The organism is Chryseobacterium indologenes, assembly GCF_002025665.1.
GTDB lineage: Bacteria > Bacteroidota > Bacteroidia > Flavobacteriales > Weeksellaceae > Chryseobacterium > Chryseobacterium metallicongregator.
Genome location: NZ_CP018786.1, coordinates 5,062,955 through 5,081,965, shown reverse-complemented (window position 1 = coordinate 5,081,965; position 19,011 = coordinate 5,062,955). Strand labels below are relative to the sequence as shown.

General features: G+C 34.9%; 17 protein-coding genes. 14 read left to right on the top strand and 3 right to left on the bottom strand.

Features of this window, described 5'->3' with window-relative positions; translation table 11 throughout:
• Window positions 1-25: 25 nt before the first annotated feature.
• Window positions 26-814, top strand: a complete 789-nt coding sequence (locus BUE84_RS22910) for a DUF5694 domain-containing protein (RefSeq protein WP_185117004.1) — start codon at window positions 26-28, stop codon at window positions 812-814.
• A 259-nt stretch (window positions 815-1,073) separates the two neighbouring features.
• Here the strand turns inward: BUE84_RS22910 and BUE84_RS22905 are convergent, their stop codons facing one another.
• Window positions 1,074-1,832 (bottom strand): response regulator transcription factor, encoded by a 759-nt coding sequence (locus BUE84_RS22905; RefSeq protein WP_079243639.1) that lies wholly within the window; start codon window positions 1,830-1,832, stop codon window positions 1,074-1,076.
• A gap of 251 nt (window positions 1,833-2,083) precedes the next feature.
• Here BUE84_RS22905 and BUE84_RS24105 point away from each other — a divergent pair, with 251 nt between their 5' ends.
• The 9 genes from BUE84_RS24105 to BUE84_RS22860 all read left to right on the top strand — a co-directional run bounded on the left by BUE84_RS24105 (window position 2,084) and on the right by BUE84_RS22860 (window position 13,433).
• On the top strand, window positions 2,084-2,686 hold the full coding sequence (locus tag BUE84_RS24105) for a hypothetical protein (RefSeq protein ID WP_099049868.1): 603 nt from the start codon (window positions 2,084-2,086) through the stop codon (window positions 2,684-2,686).
• A gap of 42 nt (window positions 2,687-2,728) precedes the next feature.
• The gene (locus BUE84_RS22895; RefSeq protein ID WP_079243638.1) at window positions 2,729-3,376 is read left to right on the top strand and encodes a helix-turn-helix transcriptional regulator; all 648 of its coding nucleotides are present in this window, start codon (window positions 2,729-2,731) and stop codon (window positions 3,374-3,376) included.
• Between the two features lie 18 nt (window positions 3,377-3,394).
• Entirely contained in the window at window positions 3,395-3,727 is a 333-nt protein-coding gene (locus BUE84_RS22890) for a hypothetical protein (protein WP_079243637.1), read from the top strand.
• Between the two features lie 68 nt (window positions 3,728-3,795).
• The gene (locus tag BUE84_RS22885; protein ID WP_047426351.1) at window positions 3,796-4,317 is read left to right on the top strand and encodes a cyclic nucleotide-binding domain-containing protein; all 522 of its coding nucleotides are present in this window, start codon (window positions 3,796-3,798) and stop codon (window positions 4,315-4,317) included.
• Window positions 4,318-4,340: 23 nt separating this feature from the next.
• Window positions 4,341-5,915: a TolC family protein gene (locus tag BUE84_RS22880; protein ID WP_079243636.1), complete on the top strand. Its 1,575-nt coding sequence runs from the start codon at window positions 4,341-4,343 to the stop codon at window positions 5,913-5,915.
• Window positions 5,916-5,926: 11 nt separating this feature from the next.
• A complete protein-coding gene (locus BUE84_RS22875; RefSeq protein ID WP_079243635.1) occupies window positions 5,927-7,189 on the top strand; it encodes an NHLP bacteriocin system secretion protein in 1,263 nt (420 codons plus the stop codon).
• Window positions 7,190-7,205: 16 nt separating this feature from the next.
• Window positions 7,206-9,398 carry an NHLP family bacteriocin export ABC transporter peptidase/permease/ATPase subunit gene (locus BUE84_RS22870; protein WP_079243634.1) on the top strand — a complete coding sequence of 731 codons (2,193 nt, stop codon included), beginning with the start codon at window positions 7,206-7,208 and terminating at the stop codon, window positions 9,396-9,398.
• 11 nt (window positions 9,399-9,409) lie between these two features.
• Window positions 9,410-12,322, top strand: a complete 2,913-nt coding sequence (locus tag BUE84_RS22865) for an NHLP bacteriocin export ABC transporter permease/ATPase subunit (RefSeq protein WP_079243633.1) — start codon at window positions 9,410-9,412, stop codon at window positions 12,320-12,322.
• A gap of 16 nt (window positions 12,323-12,338) precedes the next feature.
• Complete coding sequence (locus BUE84_RS22860) at window positions 12,339-13,433, top strand: DUF7005 family protein (protein ID WP_079243632.1); 1,095 nt, start codon at window positions 12,339-12,341, stop codon at window positions 13,431-13,433.
• 4 nt (window positions 13,434-13,437) lie between these two features.
• Here BUE84_RS22860 and BUE84_RS22855 read toward each other — a convergent pair whose 3' ends face one another.
• The gene (locus BUE84_RS22855) at window positions 13,438-14,184 is read right to left on the bottom strand and encodes a ThiF family adenylyltransferase (RefSeq protein WP_079243631.1); all 747 of its coding nucleotides are present in this window, start codon (window positions 14,182-14,184) and stop codon (window positions 13,438-13,440) included.
• 144 nt (window positions 14,185-14,328) lie between these two features.
• Window positions 14,329-14,958 (bottom strand): helix-turn-helix domain-containing protein, encoded by a 630-nt coding sequence (locus BUE84_RS22850; protein ID WP_079243630.1) that lies wholly within the window; start codon window positions 14,956-14,958, stop codon window positions 14,329-14,331.
• Window positions 14,959-15,080: 122 nt separating this feature from the next.
• On the opposite strand from BUE84_RS22850, the gene BUE84_RS22845 reads away from it, so the two are divergent.
• From BUE84_RS22845 to BUE84_RS22830, 4 genes are all read left to right on the top strand, one after another.
• Window positions 15,081-15,476, top strand: coding sequence for a YbjN domain-containing protein (locus BUE84_RS22845; protein ID WP_079243629.1), 396 nt, complete (start codon window positions 15,081-15,083; stop codon window positions 15,474-15,476).
• A 19-nt stretch (window positions 15,477-15,495) separates the two neighbouring features.
• On the top strand, window positions 15,496-16,197 hold the full coding sequence (locus tag BUE84_RS22840) for a PspA/IM30 family protein (RefSeq protein WP_079243628.1): 702 nt from the start codon (window positions 15,496-15,498) through the stop codon (window positions 16,195-16,197).
• A 3-nt stretch (window positions 16,198-16,200) separates the two neighbouring features.
• Complete coding sequence (locus BUE84_RS22835; protein WP_079243627.1) at window positions 16,201-16,857, top strand: hypothetical protein; 657 nt, start codon at window positions 16,201-16,203, stop codon at window positions 16,855-16,857.
• 123 nt (window positions 16,858-16,980) lie between these two features.
• Complete coding sequence (locus tag BUE84_RS22830) at window positions 16,981-19,002, top strand: flotillin family protein (protein WP_034693954.1); 2,022 nt, start codon at window positions 16,981-16,983, stop codon at window positions 19,000-19,002.
• Window positions 19,003-19,011: the final 9 nt, after the last annotated feature.

Below are 19,011 nucleotides of genomic sequence, written 5' to 3'. Positions count from 1 at the left end.
TATAGTTATAAGATCATTTAAAGTTATGAAAATAAGAAAGTTTATATTATTAATCATAGTATTAGGTTGGTTTAATCTATTTGGACAAAAATCTAAAGTTTTGAACTTAGGTGTTTTCCATATGGGAAATACTACTGATGCCAATAAGGTAAAATACGATTCAGATAAAAATAGTGTTGAGATTGATGCTATAATTAATATGTTGGCAGATTTTAAACCGACAATGATTTGTGTGGAAATCATTCCAAATAATAACGAAGAACTTAAGAAAGATTATTCTAACTTTTTACATGACGGAAAATATAATACTAAATATAAGGGAGAAGTAGAAGCATTAGCCTATCAAGTAGCCAAAGTTTCAGGGGTAAAAAATATCTATGGAATTGATGATAAAGAAACAGCAATGTACAACTATAATATTGCAGATGAGTTGAAAGATCCGGTAGACAGTATGACTTCAAAGAATTATAAACTTAACCTTTTTAAAAAATTTGCTAAAGTGGAGAGTTTGTCAACGTTAGAAAAATTAATTTTCTTCAATTCAAAAGAGACTTTAGAAGGTTTGATTAACATTAATGCAGATATTTTAACGTACAGCAGTACTAAAGGAAATTTTGAAGGAGCGGATGAAGCGAGTAAATTTTATAAAAGAAATTTAAGAATATTTTCAAACTTAAACCAACTTCCTGTTACAAAAGATGACCGGGTTCTGATAATTATGGGAGCTACTCATACAGCATTTCTTAATGAGTTCCTGAAAAGAAGTCCTAAATATGAACTTGTAGATGTTTCACAATATTTGAAAAAGAAATAGCTTTTTATTAGAACGTTTTCCCTTTCAACAGAAGATAATTCTTACTCTGTTAATAACCCAAGCAATTCTGTCCACAGGTTTTCTTTGAAACCATGGAGTATTCATTTTAAATAAGAGATTTCTATTTACTCTTAAAGAATTTTTCACCGGACTGATTGCTTAACATCAGAGCATATATCCAGAGAAGAAGAGCTTATATTATATTTTATTGTCGCTGTTTATCAATGAGATTGTTAAATCTATGGGAGACATTCTTACACTAAATCAATTTATTATTTGTAGCGTATGCAATTGCCTCTGTAATACTGCTTACCTCTAATCTTTCAAATAATTTTCTTCGATGAAACTTTACTGTATCCGGAGAAATAAATATGGCTTTTGCTATATCATTAATCGTGAATCCTCTTGCACAAAGCTGTAATATTTCAAGTTCTCGTTTGGATAATACTGCTTTTTTTTCCGCTTCCCATATATCTTGATCCAGTCTGTAATGATAGACTTTATTTTCTCCATTTTGATATATTTTAATATTCCCGGAATCCCTCTCTGAAGAAATAGAAATAAGACATACTGCCTTCCATATTTTTCCGTCTTTATTAAGAAATAAAGGCGTTAATTTTTGATTAACTAATATCTTTTTATTCTCCTTGTTTATAATGTGAAAATCATAAGAAATGGTGTAATCCAGCCTTTTTTCAAGAGGAATCTTATCATAAAAATCAAATCCTACAGAATTGATCTTTAACAAAAGTTCCAGGTCCTTTTGAGGAACATATTTAAAATAAAAAGCATATCCCATCTCCAATACTTGCTCCGGAGTATTGCCACAAAGAAAAAGCGGGTTGTCTGAAACATATTCAAACCCCTGCTTCATATAATCAATTACATAAATGCTAGTGTATGTGGCTCTTGCAAATGCCTTAATCGATTCCAGATAACTGAATTGTTGTTCCTTCTCCTCTTCAGTTACGCTGCTTATTGTATTTCTATGATTAAAGAAAGAATCTTTTTCATCCATGCTTATTTTGTCAGTTTTATACAAAAATAATATAAAATGAACATAATAAATGATATTGCGGAGTAAAATTTTTCTTTTTCACATTAAATCATGGTTATTTATTTAAATCCCTAAATAGGGATTAAGTTTTTGCAAAGAAAAATCAAATTACTACACCAAAGTGTAGTTGTTTGGCTTTCAGTTGAATACTACAATATGGTGTAGTGGAATTGACATCCCTGCCAAGTAGATTTGTTAAAAACAACTAAGCCATGAGAATCACACAAAATTACTTGAATCAATTAGAGCTGGAACAGCTCGCAGAGCTAGCCCAATTTGTAGTAGAAGAAAACTTCAATCATCATTCTGATAATGTGATACCAGAAATGGAAATTCAAAATGATGTGAAAGACGTATATAATGAAGAACTAAGCTATTTCAAAAATTCTGAAATTTTTGTTGTAAAAGATACAATGGGAAGCATCCAGGGTTCTATAAGAGTAATTAAGTGGGATTACAAAACAACACTTCCTATTCAAAAGTTATTCAATATCAATCCTTTAGATATTGGTTGTTCTCAAAACGCCTCTTCAGTATGGCATATTGGAAGATTTGCAACAAACAAAACCAATCAGGACCGTACATTGTTTAAGAGATTAATGGTCTCTGCCATTACCCCAATTTGTAATGATAAAAATAGTATTGCCTTTGCAGAATGCGACAGCAAGCTTTTAAGAGTAATGAATCTGATGGGCATAAAAGCAGATGTAATAGGTGATTCTATTAATTATCTGGGATCAGAAACAATTCCTGTATCCATGAACTATGAAGGGCTTAAAGGTTTTTATGATGCTAATAGATATCTGGTTAGCTAAAAATGAAATTACAAAACTGTTTAATAAAATCCCCCTTTTAAAATGAATACAGCAAAAACTATAGATTGGAACTCTCCTGATGTTTTGGAACAGATTATCCTGAATATTAGAAACCCGTTAGAGAATATCATTACCGTAAGCAAGAGCACAGCATTACATCATAAAGAAAAAAAGGATGAAATCATATTTTCAAGTAGCAAAGAAATAAGTGATATCATTGAAGAAATGATGCTGAAAACAAAAGCAAAAACATTGAACCTAACATTTCGTGGGCGACCGGAAATTTTTGATATCTATGAGTCTAATGAAAATGTACGTGGGTTGTGCTCTGATGAGATTAATCCCCAGAAAATAGCAAAAGTAGATCAGGATTGGCTTGTAAACTTAGAAAAAGAAATTTTTGGTTCTTTGAACCAGAATGAATTAAACCTTTATGAGCTTTCCTATAAAATGGCCGTGAGTGAAAGGCAGTTACACAGAAAAGTGGCTAACCTGGTGTATCTGACGCCTAATAAATATATAAGAGTCTTGCGACTTCATAAAGCTAAACAGATGATAGACGACTATATACAAAAATCTATCTCTCAAATCGCATATGCAGTAGGGTATAATGATGTGCATTACTTTTCCAGATTATTTGCAGATCAATATAATATTACCCCTAAAGAACTCATAAACTCTTTAGAATAACAGGTATAAAACAAAAATATGAACTTAACAGAAGAACAAAAGAGAGGACAAGAAGCATTTTTTAGAATTATTTCTGAAGCTTGGGAAAATGAAGATTTCAAAAAATATTTAATAGAAAATCCAGAAGAAGCTTTAGAAAAATTCTTTGGAAAAAAAACTCCTATGGGTAAGAAAATTAAAGTAACCGATCAATCAGATCCGGATTATTTGTATATCAATATCCCTGTAAAACCCCAGAAGATGAATAAGGAGGAAAAGCTTAAACCGGCAGATGAGAATAATAATCGTGTGATAACAGATTATAAGGGATTGTATAATTCGTTGAGAAAAATAAATAAACGTCAGGAATAGCAGTTTTTTTGGCGAAACTATCAACGTAAAACAAAATACTTTAGCATAACCTTAAAAGAAATATAATTATGAAAAGAGTACTTTTTTTCTTAGGTCAATTAAATGACAGAGATGTGGAATGGATGATTCATAATGGAAGTAAATTAGAACTACCCATTGGATATACGCTGATAAATAAAGGTGAATCAATAGATAGTTTATTTATTGTTTTATCTGGGCAATTATCCATATATGCAGATAATAGCAATGGAGACAGTATTGCAACACTAGAAGCAGGAGAAATTGTAGGAGAAATGTCTTTCCTGGAATCAAGGCCGCCATCAGTTTCTGTAGTTGTAACCAGACCATCAGTAATCTATCAGATTTCTCGTGATACAATAAGTTCCAGAATGGCAGAAAACCCTGAATTCAGATCCAATTTCTATTATGCTCTGGCATTATTTCTTTCAAACAGATTACGTAAAACAACAGACCAGCTAGGATATGGAAATCCTGAGGAAGAAGATCTTATAGATATGAATGTATTGGATGGTGTTGCCAATGCAGGAGCTCGCTTTGGACAGATACTTCACAGATTTTCAGAAGTTTAATCCCGGAAATATTCATTGGTAAAATGAGACTTTATAAATTTATCTATTTATTTTTTACAGGGATCGGTATCACTAATTTCTATGGACAGTCAAAGATAAGTAGCGATTTGGTAACAATTTCGAATATCGCATTTGAAAAAAACCCGGACATCGTAAGAAGTGGTTATACAATCCAGGATGCTGAGGGTGATTTTCAGATCCAGAGAAGTGCATTTGATATCAATTTATTTTCTGAACTTTCTGTGAAACATAACCGGTACACGCTTTTCGATGCTGATACAAGAAATCAATATATAGATAAATTTTTGAAGACAAACACCCTGGACTTTTCAGCCGGAGTACGTAAAAAATTAAGAACAGGACAAATAACAGACATAAGTCTTAAATATGGTTTTAATAATAATAACTTTCCTTATGACAGCTTTAACCAACTTGTTGGGCCTTTCTGGGGAAATCATCTGGGATCTGTCAATTTTTCATTGACACAACCTTTATTAAGAGGAAGGGGAAGAGAGGTTACTACTTTATCAGAAAGAGTCTCTCAGCTTTATATAGAAAATACTAAAAGCAATAATGAGTTTAATAATTCATATACCATTCTGCAAATAGGTAAAGCATACTGGAATTATTATCTGGCTTATAGAAGTTTAGAAATTTATAAAGAAAATGAAAGCCGGGTAAGAAATGTAATGGAAGTTACAAGAGAGCTTATAAAAGCAGATAAAAAACCGGCCGGAGATTTGGCCCAGGTTAATGCAGACCTCTCTAATCAGGAAAAACTGACAGCTCTTGCAGAACAAAATTTGTATACAGCAAGAATAAATCTGGGAAGAGTAATAGGACTAAGTAATGAAGAAAGCCTCCAATTGGATACTCCTTCCAATGAGTTTCCAGCTATTACTGAATCTCAATACAGAGAAGGACTTGATAGAAATACTCTGATTAAAATAGCTAAAGAAAAAAGAGGTGATCTGAAAGCGGTTGAAAAAATTTCTGATGCCTTGGAAATGCAGTATAAACTTGCAGAAAACAATACAAAACCTCAATTAGATCTTACTGGTTTTGTTTTCTATGGAAGTGCCATTGCAGGAAATGGAATAGACAAAACATTTTCTTCATTTACTAATAATGAAGGAAGGAATTTAGGCGCAGGTGCTAAGCTGACATTTACTTTCCCTGTTAATAATAATCTTGCGAAAGGAAACTATGCCAAAAGCCTCGTTGCCTTAAATGATCAGAAAATCTCAAATGATAATCTACAAAGGAACATAGAGCTGAATATCAGTAATGCCATCAATACTCTGGATAATAGTGTTGTTGTTTTAGAAAAAGCAAAAGAAGCTCTTAATTCATACAAAGATGCTTTTAATAACGAACAGGTAAAATTACAAGCGGGGCTAACAACTATTCTTAATGTAATCTTATTTCAGGAAAGGCTTACATCCTCAGAATTGGAATACCTTCAGGCATACCAGCAATTTGCCAATGCCATTATTAATCTGAGACATGAAACAGGAACATTAATATCTCAGGGAGATAAAGGATTTACTTTAAATCAGAATGTTTTTTACACGATACCAAACATCTCTAATTATTAAATATTAAAATTATGTCAGCAGGGTTTTTTAGAAAGTCAGCATTAGAAAAACTGTCTACTCCGGAGAAATTAGATCAGCTCATAAAAGTTACGGGGCCCAAAGCTTGGATTGCCCTTTTTACGGTTTTTATTGCATTGGTAACAGGAATTTGCTGGTCAGTAATGGGTACGGTAAAAACAAAATTGAATGCTACAGGAGTGGTACTTGGAGGAGAAGTACATGAAGTAGTTGCTACCTCTCAAGGTCAGCTTGTTAAGCTTCATGTCTCTATTGGAGATGATGTGAAAAAAGGAGATATTATTGCTACTATTCAACAGCCCGAACTTTATCAGCAAATCGAAGATGCAAAGGCTGTACTCTCAGATAGAAAATTTGAGATGGGAAAACTAATGGCCTATGGCAGTCAAGGAAATCAGCTTGAAGGAAAATTAATTAACCAGAACAGGGTCAGTATTCAGGGAGAAATAGAAGCTGAAAAGAAAAAGCTGGCATTCCTTTACAGCCAACTCGAATCAGAGAATAATCTACTGAATAAAGGACTCATTATAAAGTCTCAGGTAGCAGGAACGAAACAACAGATAGATGCCTCAAAAAACACAATAGAAAGATTAAAAGGACAAATGGCGGAAGCATCAAGCCAACAGCATAACCTGGGTTTTGATTTACAACAAAAAATTACGTTGCAAAATCAGCGTATTTCAGAAGCAGAAAGAAATCTTCAGTTTTTATCAGAAAGATATGAAACTCAGAATAAAATTAAAAGCCCTTATGATGGAGAAGTTGTAGAAGTTTTAACGGATGCCGGAGGAGTTGTAGGAGCAGGAACACCATTATTTAAATTAAAAAATAAAGGGACAGAAAACTTTGCCGTACTCAAAGGAGTTTTGTATATCCCTTCTCAGGATGGAAAAAAAATTAGGAAAGGGATGGAAGCTCTTGTTGTCCCGTCTACTGTACAACCTCAGGAATATGGGTTTATGGAAGGAAAAGTTACCTATGTTTCTGATTTTCCTATTACTGAACGAGGAATGATGACTTCAGTAAAAAACGATCAGCTGGCTAAAGGGTTATTATCCTCAGGCCCTCTGTTTGAAGTGCATGTAGAATTTGAGAAAGATCCTAAATCTTATAGCGGTTTCAAATGGACCTCTGCCAAGGGTCCCAATATTTCAATAAAGGAAGGAACGTCATGTAACGGGAAAATCACAATAAAACAAGAACCTCCTGCTACCATTGTAGTTCCTGCATTTAAGAAATTTTTTGATCTATACTAATAATTGAGTTTTACGGATGGAAAAGAATACAAATTTTGTGATAGGAAAGCTGGCGAGGCCTGTAAAAGTTCCTACAGTTTTGCAGATGGAAAGTGTAGAGTGCGGAGCTGCGGCATTAAGTATTATTTTAGGACATCATGGAAAATTTGTGCCGCTGGAAAAATTAAGAATTGCCTGCGGAGTATCCAGAGACGGATTAAAGGCTACCAATATTATAAAAGCCGCCAAAGAATTTGGGCTGGAAGCAAAAGGATATTCGAAATCCATCGAAAAACTTATGCAAATTCAAACGCCTTCTATTATCTTTTGGAATTTTAACCACTTTTTGGTTTTAGAAGGATTTACAAAGAAAAAAGTATATTTAAGTGATCCTGCACAAGGAAGATATCAGGTGACTCATGATGAGTTTGATGAAGCTTATACAGGGGTAGTGCTTACCTTTAATCCAGGTGATAAATTTGAAAAAGGAAACGAAAAAAGAGGGTTAATGTCTTCTTTAGCAGCCAGAATATCTAATTCTAAGCTGAGTATTATCTATCTTATATTAGCCAGTTTATTCTTAGTTATTCCCGGGCTGGTGATCCCATCCTTTATCAAAATATTTATAGATAAATATCTGATCAATGGATATTCAGGATTTGTAATGCCATTACTTCTTATAATGGGAGCCGTTTTAATAGTTAACTCGGTATTGGTATATATCCAGCAATATTATCTATTGAAATTAGAAACAAAGCTCGCCCTTACTACTTCCAGCAAATTTTTGTGGCATGTATTTCATTTACCAATCGTCTTTTTTACCCAACGTTACAGCGGAGAAATTGGAAATAGAGTTTCTCTTAATGATAAAGTAGCCAAATTATTAAGTGGAGATCTTGCCAACGCCGCACTTAATATAATTGTAGTCGTTTTTTATGCCTTTTTGATGTTTTCCTATGATATTCCTTTGACCTTGATAGGGATATTTATGGCAGGTATCAATGTAATGGTCTTAAGATATGTCTCTACCGCAAGAAAAGATGGCAACAGACGTCTGAGTAATGAAAATGGTAAGCTTCTGGGAACGACAACATCTGGAATCAGTATGATTGAAACCCTGAAAGCATCAGGAAGAGAAAATGATTTTTTTACCAATTGGGTAGGATATCTTGCAAAGGTAACGAACGCACAGCAAGAACTTGGATGGCTTACGATCAGGCTTAATGCAATTCCTCCTCTTGTTACCTCTCTTACCACTACATTCATTTTAGGAGTAGGAGCATTAAGAATTATGGATGGCGAGATGACTCTTGGTGCACTGGTAGCTTTCACCTATTTGATGGGCAATTTTATATCACCTGTTAATCAACTGATTTCTGTAGGAGCGATGTTACATGAAACAGAAAGTGATATGAACAGAATAGACGATGTTATCAATTATGAAGTGGATGATCAATTTAAGGAATTTCAAGATGGAACACCTATAGTTAAAGCTGAAATGGACAATAAACTGGTAGGCTATTTTGAAATGAAGAATGTTACCTTCGGTTATAATACAACATTACCCGCTCTTATAGAAAATTTCAACTTAAAGTTAAAGCCCGGAAACAGAGTGGCCCTGGTGGGAGGATCAGGAAGTGGAAAATCAACCGTCGCTAAAATAGCCTCCGGATTACACAAACCCTGGACCGGCGAAATTTTACTTGATGGAAAAAACAGAGAAGAAATACCAAGAAATATTATTACAGAATCATTAGCCGTAATAGATCAGGACGTCCTGATATTCAACGGAACTATCAAAGAAAATATTTCTTTTTGGGATACCACTATTTCTGATAAAAGTATTATTCAATCTGCCAGAGATGCTGCTATTCATGACGTAATTGCATCCCGAAATGATGCTTATGACAGCTCTGTTTTAGAAGGTGGATCCAATTTTAGCGGAGGACAGCGACAACGGTTAGAAATTGCAAGAGCTTTAGCTACAAACCCCTCAATTCTGGTAATGGATGAGGCTACCAGCGCATTAGACCCAACTGCAGAAAAGATCGTTATGGATAATATAAAAAAAAGAGGTTGTACCTGTCTGATTGTAGCGCATAGGCTGAGTACAATTATTGATTGTGATGAGATTATCGTAATGGAATATGGAAAAATAGTAGAAAGAGGAACACACCATGAATTGATGAAAAAAAATGGAGCTTACTCCAAATTAATCGAAACGAAATAAAATCTAATACCATGCCCGTAAAAGAAAAGATATATATAAATGTTGAAAATCCTTTTACCCTAAATGATATCAACAAATTTTGGATGGTACTTTCAGGTGAGGTAAATGTATTCTATACTAAAGTTGATGAAGAAGGCAATTATCTTATCCCGTTAAAGCACTTTTATACAGTGCAGAAAGGAGAAATCATATTCAGCTTATTAACAGAAAACAATGCTGGAAATAACACAAGGCTTATTGCTTTTTCAAATGAAGCCAAGCTACTGCCTATTGATAAGAGCAACCTTCTGGAGATGGATCATTTCTTTTTAAAGAATATGATGAATAAGTGGATTTCAAAGACAACCTCTATCGTATGCAATAGCAATAGTCCCAGAGTTTACAAGGCATTAGATGATTATAAAATAACACAATTAGAGAAAAATAGTATCGCCTTCCCGTCAAGTGGAATCAATTGGATACATATTTTAAAGGGAGAGGTCAACATATATGCGGAAAGTACAAATATTAGCTATGATAAACTTCCTGGGTTTCTCACTCCGGTATCTAATAAGTTGTGGATCAGGTCGCTAACTGATGGAACTGAAGTGAAGGTATTAAGTACAAGAGAAGTCCTTCAGGATGAAATTTACTTTTTGCTTTCATTAACAAAGCTGGAAGAACATTTTTATAACCAGCTTAATACGATTATAGAGACCCAGAAACAGGAAGAAAGTAAACATTTTCAGGAGAAACTTTTAATAGAAGAAGAGGGAATCAGGGCTACATTACAGAAAATAAGGTCTATTGTAGCGGGTAATGAGGAGCATGTTCATATCCAAAACTCAACCCTATTTAATAAAAAAAATATTCTTTTTTCTACCTGCCGCTTAATAGGAGAGCAGTCCGGATTTAAAATGGACGAGCCCAGGCATATAGAATCCTATGAAAATAGTGTTACGAATCAATTATATGCCATAGCCAAAAGTTCTAAAATAAGAATAAGAAAAATTATACTGAGGGGAGTCTGGTGGAAAGATGAAAACGGACATCTCTTAGCATTTACAAAAAAAGACAAAACACCTGTAGCTTTATTACAGGCAACATCCAATAGCTATATTATAAAAAATTTATCTACTGGTATAGAATCAACCGTTAATAATGAGATTGCAGAAACATTAGAGCCAATTGGTTATATGTTCTTCTCTGGATTTGACGGAAAAATGAATTCTATAAGGAAAGTAGCCCGTTTTGCTACAAAAGGAGTAAGAAAAGATGCAAAATTATTGATTTTTGCCGCCTTAGCAGGAAGTATGATGGGGTTATTAGTACCCATCTTATCTGGAATAATGTATGATGATGTAATTCCTACAGCAGACAGGTCTCTCCATATTGAGATCTTTTCCATTATGATTATGATGGCTCTGGTAACAGCAGGATTAAATCTTGCGAAAGGTGTTCTGCAGCAAAGACTGGAAACCAAATCCAGTATTAATTTACAGGCAGGCGTTATGGATCATATGCTAAGATTGCCTGTTACTTTTTATAAAAATTTTAGTGCAGGAGATCTTACAAACAGAGTTTTAAGTATTAATGCTATACGTCAGATTGTTTCAAGCACGCTGATGACAGCGGTATTGAGTGGAGCATTTTCTTTTGTGAATCTCGCACTTCTCTTTTATTATGATTCAAAACTAGCTTTGATAGGTGTAATACTAGGCCTTATTGCAGTTATTTTTATGATTACTATTGGTTGCTTGAAATTGAAATATGATAGAGAAGTTTCCAAATATCAGGGAGAAATACAAGGGTTTCTGTTTGAGTTTTTATCAGGTATTTCTAAAATTAGAATAACAGGTGGAGAAAAAAGGGTTTTCGCTCTTTGGGCAGATAAGTTTTCAAAGCTAAAAAAATTAGGATTTGTTTCAGGAAGTTATCAGAACTTTGTGGAGACATTTAATGCCTCCTATCCGCTTCTTACAAGTATTTTCTTTTTCTCTTTCCTGTATTATACAGTACTTAATTCTGATACCGCAACGGCAATGTTAACAGTTGGGGCATTTATGGCATTCATTACAGCATTTAATCAATTTCTGAATGATAGTCTAAAGCTGAGCATGGCTTTAATAACATCTCTCAATGTGGTCACTCTGTATGAAAGAGTAAAACCTATTTTGGAAGAGGAGACAGAATCTGCAGAACAAAGCGTGGATCCGGGTGAACTAGCCGGGGATATAGAAATGAATTCCGTTTCCTTCAGATATAATCAAGATCAGCCTCTGGTCTTGAATAATGTCACTTTTAAAATTAAACCAGGAGAAATGGTTGCCTTTGTAGGTGCTTCAGGCTCAGGAAAATCTACCATTATGAGATTGCTTTTAGGATTTGAGTATCCTGAACTGGGATCTATTTATTTTGATGGTGATTCTTTTGATTCAATGAATAAAGAATTGGTTAGAAGACAAATCGGAGTCGTACTGCAAAATGGATCTTTGATGTCAGGAAGTATCTATCAAAACATTGTCGGAAATTCAGAATTGACATTAGATGATGCATGGGAAGCAGCACGAATGGCCGGAATGGAAGAAGACATCAAAAAAATGCCTATGGAAATGCATACAGTTGTAAGTGAAGGAGCAGGAACCTTCTCAGGAGGACAAAGACAGCGTCTTATGATTGCGAGAGCAATTGTTCATAAACCAAGGTTGTTATTTATGGATGAAGCTACCAGTGCACTGGATAACAGAACCCAGAATATTGTCTCAGAAAGCCTTGATAAACTTCAGGCAACCCGTATTATCATCGCGCACAGACTAAGCACTATTAAAAATGCAGATCGTATTTATGTGATGGATAAAGGAACGATTGTTGAAACAGGAACTTATGATGAACTGATGGAGCTTGAAGGACTTTTCTCTCAATTGGCAAAAAGACAGATTGCTTAATGTACAAATAGAATAGATGTCCGTACTTAGAAATATAGAAAAACTTGAGACCTATCTGCAGAACAAATTTTCTTCAGAGAGATTGAAAACAGTAGCTTCTGAAGAAAATGCCTGTGTGGAATTCTGGAAATATTACCTTCAAAAAACAGATGAGTCCCATTTTCAGATCTTAAAAGACTTTTATCCTCAATTATACTTCCCGATAGAGACAGAAATAAATAAAACAGAAGATTATATCAATGCTGTTTTGAAAGGAAAAGATTCTTTTAAAAATTTACAAGCACATTTATTTTTGAATCATGCTGAAGGAATATCAATTCAACTACACAAGGACATTTCAGGGACTATTCCGGTGATTTCGATAAACGACAGTCAGGATTTTGTTGTCATTGCCCAAAGCCTTCTTTACAAGAATAATCCAAAGCCAATTCCTTCCTCTATGGGAGCATTTCTTGCAAACGGAATCAATAACTGGGAGAGAATTCATGCTTTAAAAAAAGAATGGATAGAAAATCGTCCGTCAAACAACTGGAATAATGAGTTTTCCAAAAATATTCTACCCATTCCGGAGCTTTATAAAGACAAAATAATAGTAGTAAGCACAAAACCTTACAGTAATATTCAGGCAACTCATCTGGGGCTTTCAGAAGATGAATGGAAAGCATATTCCTATTCCATAAGACTTGAGCATGAATGTACTCATTTGTACACCTTACAAAGGTATGGCTGTGCTTCTAATAACCTTCATGATGAACTTATTGCTGATTATATTGGGATAGCCAAAACTTTAGGAAATTATAATAAAGAATGGATGCTTGCATTCATGGGACTGGAAAACTATCCTCAATACAGGGAAGGAAGCAGACTGGAAAATTATATAGATCGGATTGATATTTCCGGAGATCGCTTTCAAGACCTTACTAAGATTATCAAAAATGCTATTGAAACCATTGCAGGGTTTGACGAAGAGTTAGGGAGTATACAATCAATACAAGATCAGATAGTAAGGATTGAAGCCCTTTGTGAAACCGATCTTATCGATATAGCCTCCAAAAGAGGAGGCCATATGCTAATGATAAAGTATAATGAAAAGGTTGCGTATAGCTGCTAATTAGTTAATTGACAGTCGTTAAATAAAATTCAGGGAATTTTTTTACAGGTTGATTTGTTGCAATATTGAACGCTATTTTTACACAACTTGCTGCTGCAAGAAATGAAGCGATTGATAATTGCGGCGGAGGAAGTTGTTTGTTTTCTTTAATGTAACTTTCTACAACATCTTCAAGCCATTGCTGAGGGTTTCCCCAATATCTCATGTGGCTGGAAACGTACTGAACAACATTTAGTTCATTAAAAGTTTCATCATCTTTCTGCAAAGATTCTAATCCCATACTTTCGCTGATTACCATAACCAACGCTCCCCAGCCCAGATTATAAGGATGCAGAACAGGGATGTTCTTCTCCTGACACATCTTATCGAAAATAATTGGGATTTCTGTTGAAAAGTCAAGGGCATTGATAGCTATATTATGGTTTCCAATGATTTTCTCAGCATTGTCTTTAGTAATAAACTCACTGTGGAAGCGGATATTGGCATTTGGATTAATGCTTTTCAACCGATGATATAAAGTTTCTGCTTTATAAGAAGAAATATCCTGGTAGGTATAATTCTGCCTGTTCAGATTAGACAATTCAATGGTGTCGCCATCCACAAGTGTAATGTTCTCAAAACCAAAACGTAAGGCACATTCTGCTATATTACTTCCAATACCGCATCCGGCTAGTAAAATAGAAAAATCTTTGATAGTCTTCTGCTCCTCTTCTTTTACATATAGCCTGTTTCGGGAGTATTGCTCTTCCATTATTTATATTTTAAGAACAAAAATATAGGTATGGGAGAGAATTACTACTACACAAAAGTTTAGTTTTTGCGTTTTTTACAATAAAAAGAATAAAGGAATAATTTTAATTTTTACAAGAATAATCTGGCCATGCACTTGTTTATTTTATCTGCTCCCGGCTTTCTTTTCAAGGTTTTCCAGTCTTTCAAAAATGCTGGTGAAAATATTTTTCTCACCCATAGAAACGTATCCTACAATTTTATAATAGCCAGGATGAGGTTTGTTTATTGTTTGCTTATCAATGTCATATGAAAGATTTCCATCCTGATAAATGAGAAGGCTATTGACAGATTCTGTTTTCTGATCTGCTTTGTTCAAAAATAAAATATCGCCATATTGATATTGTGGTAGTAATGCTTTTTCAGAGGTAAATTCATAAATCAGATCAACAGATGCTAATATTTTTTGCACAATAGATTCGTTTGGGCTGGTTTTTTCTGTTGCGATCTGTGCTTCTTTACTATTTTGAATAGCTAATTCCGGGAAAAGCATGAGCTGATCAATGTCTGAAACACTTACTAATTGGTTTACCTGTAAGGTTTCGGTGAGTAATTTATCAAGATTAAGGTTAAAATGATTAGCGACCTTTAATATAGTTTCTATCTTAGGTTCTGCGCGCCCTTCTTCATAAGAGCTTATCACTCCTCTGTTTAAATCAAATAAATCGGCAAAAGCCTTTTGGCTCAGTCCTTTAACCTGTCTTATTTTTTTAATATTAGTTCCAAAGAAGCTCATCTTGTCTAATCTTTTTTGCAAAGATAGAGAATCTGAAATAAATAATTGCTAATAATATTTGCATTTTGGAATTTTTATTTTATATTTGTGTAGACGAAAAATAAAACACTAAACCAGCCATCATGAGAAATCAAATATTCAGAACGGTCAAAGAGTGGTTGTTAGATTATGAGTTTACCATCACGTTGGAAGATGAGGCTCAGAGAATCTTAATCATCGAAAAAGAATCCAACGGGATAAAAAACATGATCCTTATAATATCAGATTCTATTCTGATCATGGAGCAGTTTCTTTTTGAAATCAAAAACCCATCCGAAAAAATATTTTTGAGACTCCTTCAGAAAAACAGAGACATCGTTCACGGAGCATTTGTACTGGACGGAACCGGAAGGAGGGTGATTTTCAGAGATACACTCCCAACCGATAATATGGCACAAAACGAAGTGATGGCTTCCATCAACTCTTTAGGAATCCTTGTGGGGGAATTTACAACAGAAATGCTTGAAATGAGTAAGTAATTCACAAAAGATATTTAAAATGAACATTTTTAAAAGATTGTTAACGATAGGAAAAGCAGAGATCCATTCTGTGATCGACAGCTTTGAAGACCCAATCAATTTAACGGAACAGGGAATCCGTGAAATGAAAGAACAGCTTGGGAAAAGTATAGAAGCACTTGCTCAGTTGAAAGCGCTTGCCATACGTAAAAAGAATGAAGCAGAAACAGAACAGCAGACCGCCAATGATTACTATAATAAAGCCATAGTCATTGTTCAGAAAGCAGAAAAAGGAGAAGTGGAAGCTCTAGAAGCAGATCGTCTGGCTAAAGAAGCACTGAAAAAACAGACCTCTTCTTTGGAAAATGCAACAGCTCTTCAGAAAGAGCATGAGAAACTGTATGATGACTGCGAAAAGTTACAGGGTAATATTAACCATCTGAAATCAGGTATTGCCAAATGGGAAAATGAATTGAAAACCCTGAAAGCAAGAGTTCAGGTGAGTGAAGCCACAAAAGATATCAATCAGAAGATGACCCAGATGGACACCGGAAGTGCGGTAAGCATGCTGGAAAAACTGAAGGATCGTGTTGTACAGCAGGAAGCCCTTGCGGAAGCTTATTCTGATCTTTCAAAATCAGGAAAAAGCATTGATGAAGAGATAGATGCCATGGTAAACAGTAATGATACAAAAGCTGAAGAAGCTTTAAACAGATTAAAAGAAACCCTTAAAAAAGGCTAATATATGACCTTTCAGGAATTTTTAAATGTAGCATTTTCTCCGGTGAATACGGTGCTGTCCGTCCTTCTTGGGCTTTCAGTGGTCTATTGGCTTTTTACCATTCTTACAGGGTTGGATATCGATGTAGGAATTCATTCCGATCTGGATGCAGATGCAGATATAGACGTTCCGGATGGCCATCTTCACGCACCTGATCATGATCCTTCGGCATGGATGCATTTCCTGAAGTTTCTGAATCTGGATATCGTTCCGGTAACATACTTTCTAACACTTTCATTGCTGATTACCTGGCTGGGCTCATTTTATCTGAATTATTTCATTCCACTTCCCACATGGGCAGGAATACTGAGTCTCTTTCCAATGATGATTGGAGGAATGCTATTAACCAAAATAATTCTAAAACCCCTGAATCCCTTTTTTAAAGAGATCAATCATAAAGGAGAATTGTCCTATGCCTTTTTAGGGAGAGAAGGACGCTTAAAGTCAAGCATTCAGGATGATAAAATAGGAATGATGGAGGTCTTCATCGGAAGCGATCCTATGACGCTGATGGTGAGAAGCAATGACGGAAGTAAACTTGAACATGGAACCCGAGTTATGATTGTAGATGAGGACCCCGAAAAAAGGATTTACTATGTACAGAAATCAATAAGATATTAAAATAAAAAACTAATAACCATGCTAACTATTTTTTTGATCTTGCTGAATTATATCCTGGATATCATCTTCCAATTCTTATAAAACAAAAAAACACATCTATATAAACTATAAACTTATAAAACTATGAACTTACCTTTAATTGCTGGAATTATTGTTGCCGTCGTAGCAACAATCGGATTGATTTTCTGGATTTTATCGATGTATAAAAAAACTGTTCAGGGAATCGTTATTTTAAGAACTGGTTATGGAGGTACAAAAGTCTTCTTTAATGCCGGTATTGTCATTCCCATTATCCATCGTATGGAATCTATGGATATCTCCGTAAAAAAACTGGAGATTTCAAGAGAAGGAAGAGCAGGATTAATCTGTAAAGACAATATGAGAGCAGATATTCAGGTAGCATTTTTTATCCGTGTCAATAAATCAGTAGATGATATTGTGAATGTAGGTCAAACCATTGGTTGCCAGCGTGCTTCAGATGCCCAGACACTAAGAGAATTGTTTGAAGCTAAATTTTCAGAAGCTCTTAAAACAGTAGGAAAGAAATTTGATTTTACAGAACTATATGAAGCAAGAAGCGAATTCCGTCAGGAAATTCTTGATATCATCGGAACAGACCTTAACGGATATGTGCTGGATGACTGTGCAATAGACTACCTTGAACAGACTTCTATTGATAAACTGGATAAAGACAATATCCTTGATTCTGAAGGGATTAAAAAGATCACCGAACTTACAGCTACCCAAAATATTAAAGCCAATCAGGTTCGTCGTGATGAAGAAAAAACCATTACAAAACAAAATGTAGAAGCCAGAGAAGCCATTCTGGAACTTGAAAAACAGCTGGCAGAAAAAGAAGAATCTCAAAAAAGAGAAGTAGCCAATATCAAAGCGCGTGAAAATGCAGAAATTCTGAAAGTAGAAGAAGAAGAACGTCTGAGATATGAAACAGTGCGTATTGCTACAGAAGAAAAATTACAGATTGCAGAAGAAAATAAACTTCGTCAGGTGGTTATTGCTGCTAAAAATAAAGAACGTGCAGATTTGGTAGAAACCGAAAGAGTATTAAAAGATAAAGCCCTTGAAGCAACAGAAAGAGAAAGAATAGTTTCCCTGGCTCAGATTGAAAAGGAGAAAGCAATAGAACTGGAGAAGAAAAGTATTCAGGATGCGATCCGCGAGCGTTTAACCATGGAAAAAACCGTAGTGGAAGAGCAGCAGGGAATCAAAGATCTTGAAGCTTTCAAAACGGCAGAAAGAAATAAGCAGGTAGAAATTACTGTTGCCACTCAGGAAGCAGAGAAAAAACTCATTGAAGAAACAAGAGCTGCAGAATCCCGCAGATTAGCGGCTGAAAAAGATGCTCAGAAATATGTAATTGAAGCACAGGCGAAAAGAGATGCTGCAGAAAAAGAAGCTGAAGCGCGTAAAATTATTGCAGATGCAAAAGCAAAAGAAGAAGCAACAGTAGGATTATCAGAAGCTCAGGTAATGCATGCGAAAGCAGATGCTGCGGAAAGACAAGGGGTTGCAGAAGCTACAGTGATTGAGAAAAAAGCAGATGCTAACAAAAAAGAAGGAATTGCTCAGGCAGAAGTTATCAAAGAAAAAGCATTGGCAGAAGCAGCAGGAATTACAGAGAAAGCAGAAGCGATGAAGAAACTGAATGATGCCGGAAAAGATCACGAAGAATTCCGTCTTCAGCTTGCCAAAGAAAAAGATGTTGAATTGGCTCAGATTGCTATTCAGAAAGATATTGCAGAAGCACAGTCTATGGTACTCGCAGAAGCCTTCAAATCTGCAAAAATTGATATCGTAGGAGGTGATAATACATTCTTCGATAACGTTATCAGACAAGTTTCTGCTGGAAAAGGATTAGATAAATTCATCAGCCACAGTGAAAACGCACAGATTGTAAAAGAAAACCTTCTGGGTGACGGAGAAAATATCATTGGAAAAGTGATGGGAATGGTGGATAAATATAAAATCTCTTCTGACGACATCAAAAATATGAGCATTGCTTCCCTGATCTTTAAACTGAACGGCGTTGCCAATCAACAGGAAAAAGGAATTCTGGAAAGAGCACTTGACATGGCTAAACACCTGGGAGTGGAGCACAAACCGGTGAATAACAACCATGTTTAATGCAGGAAT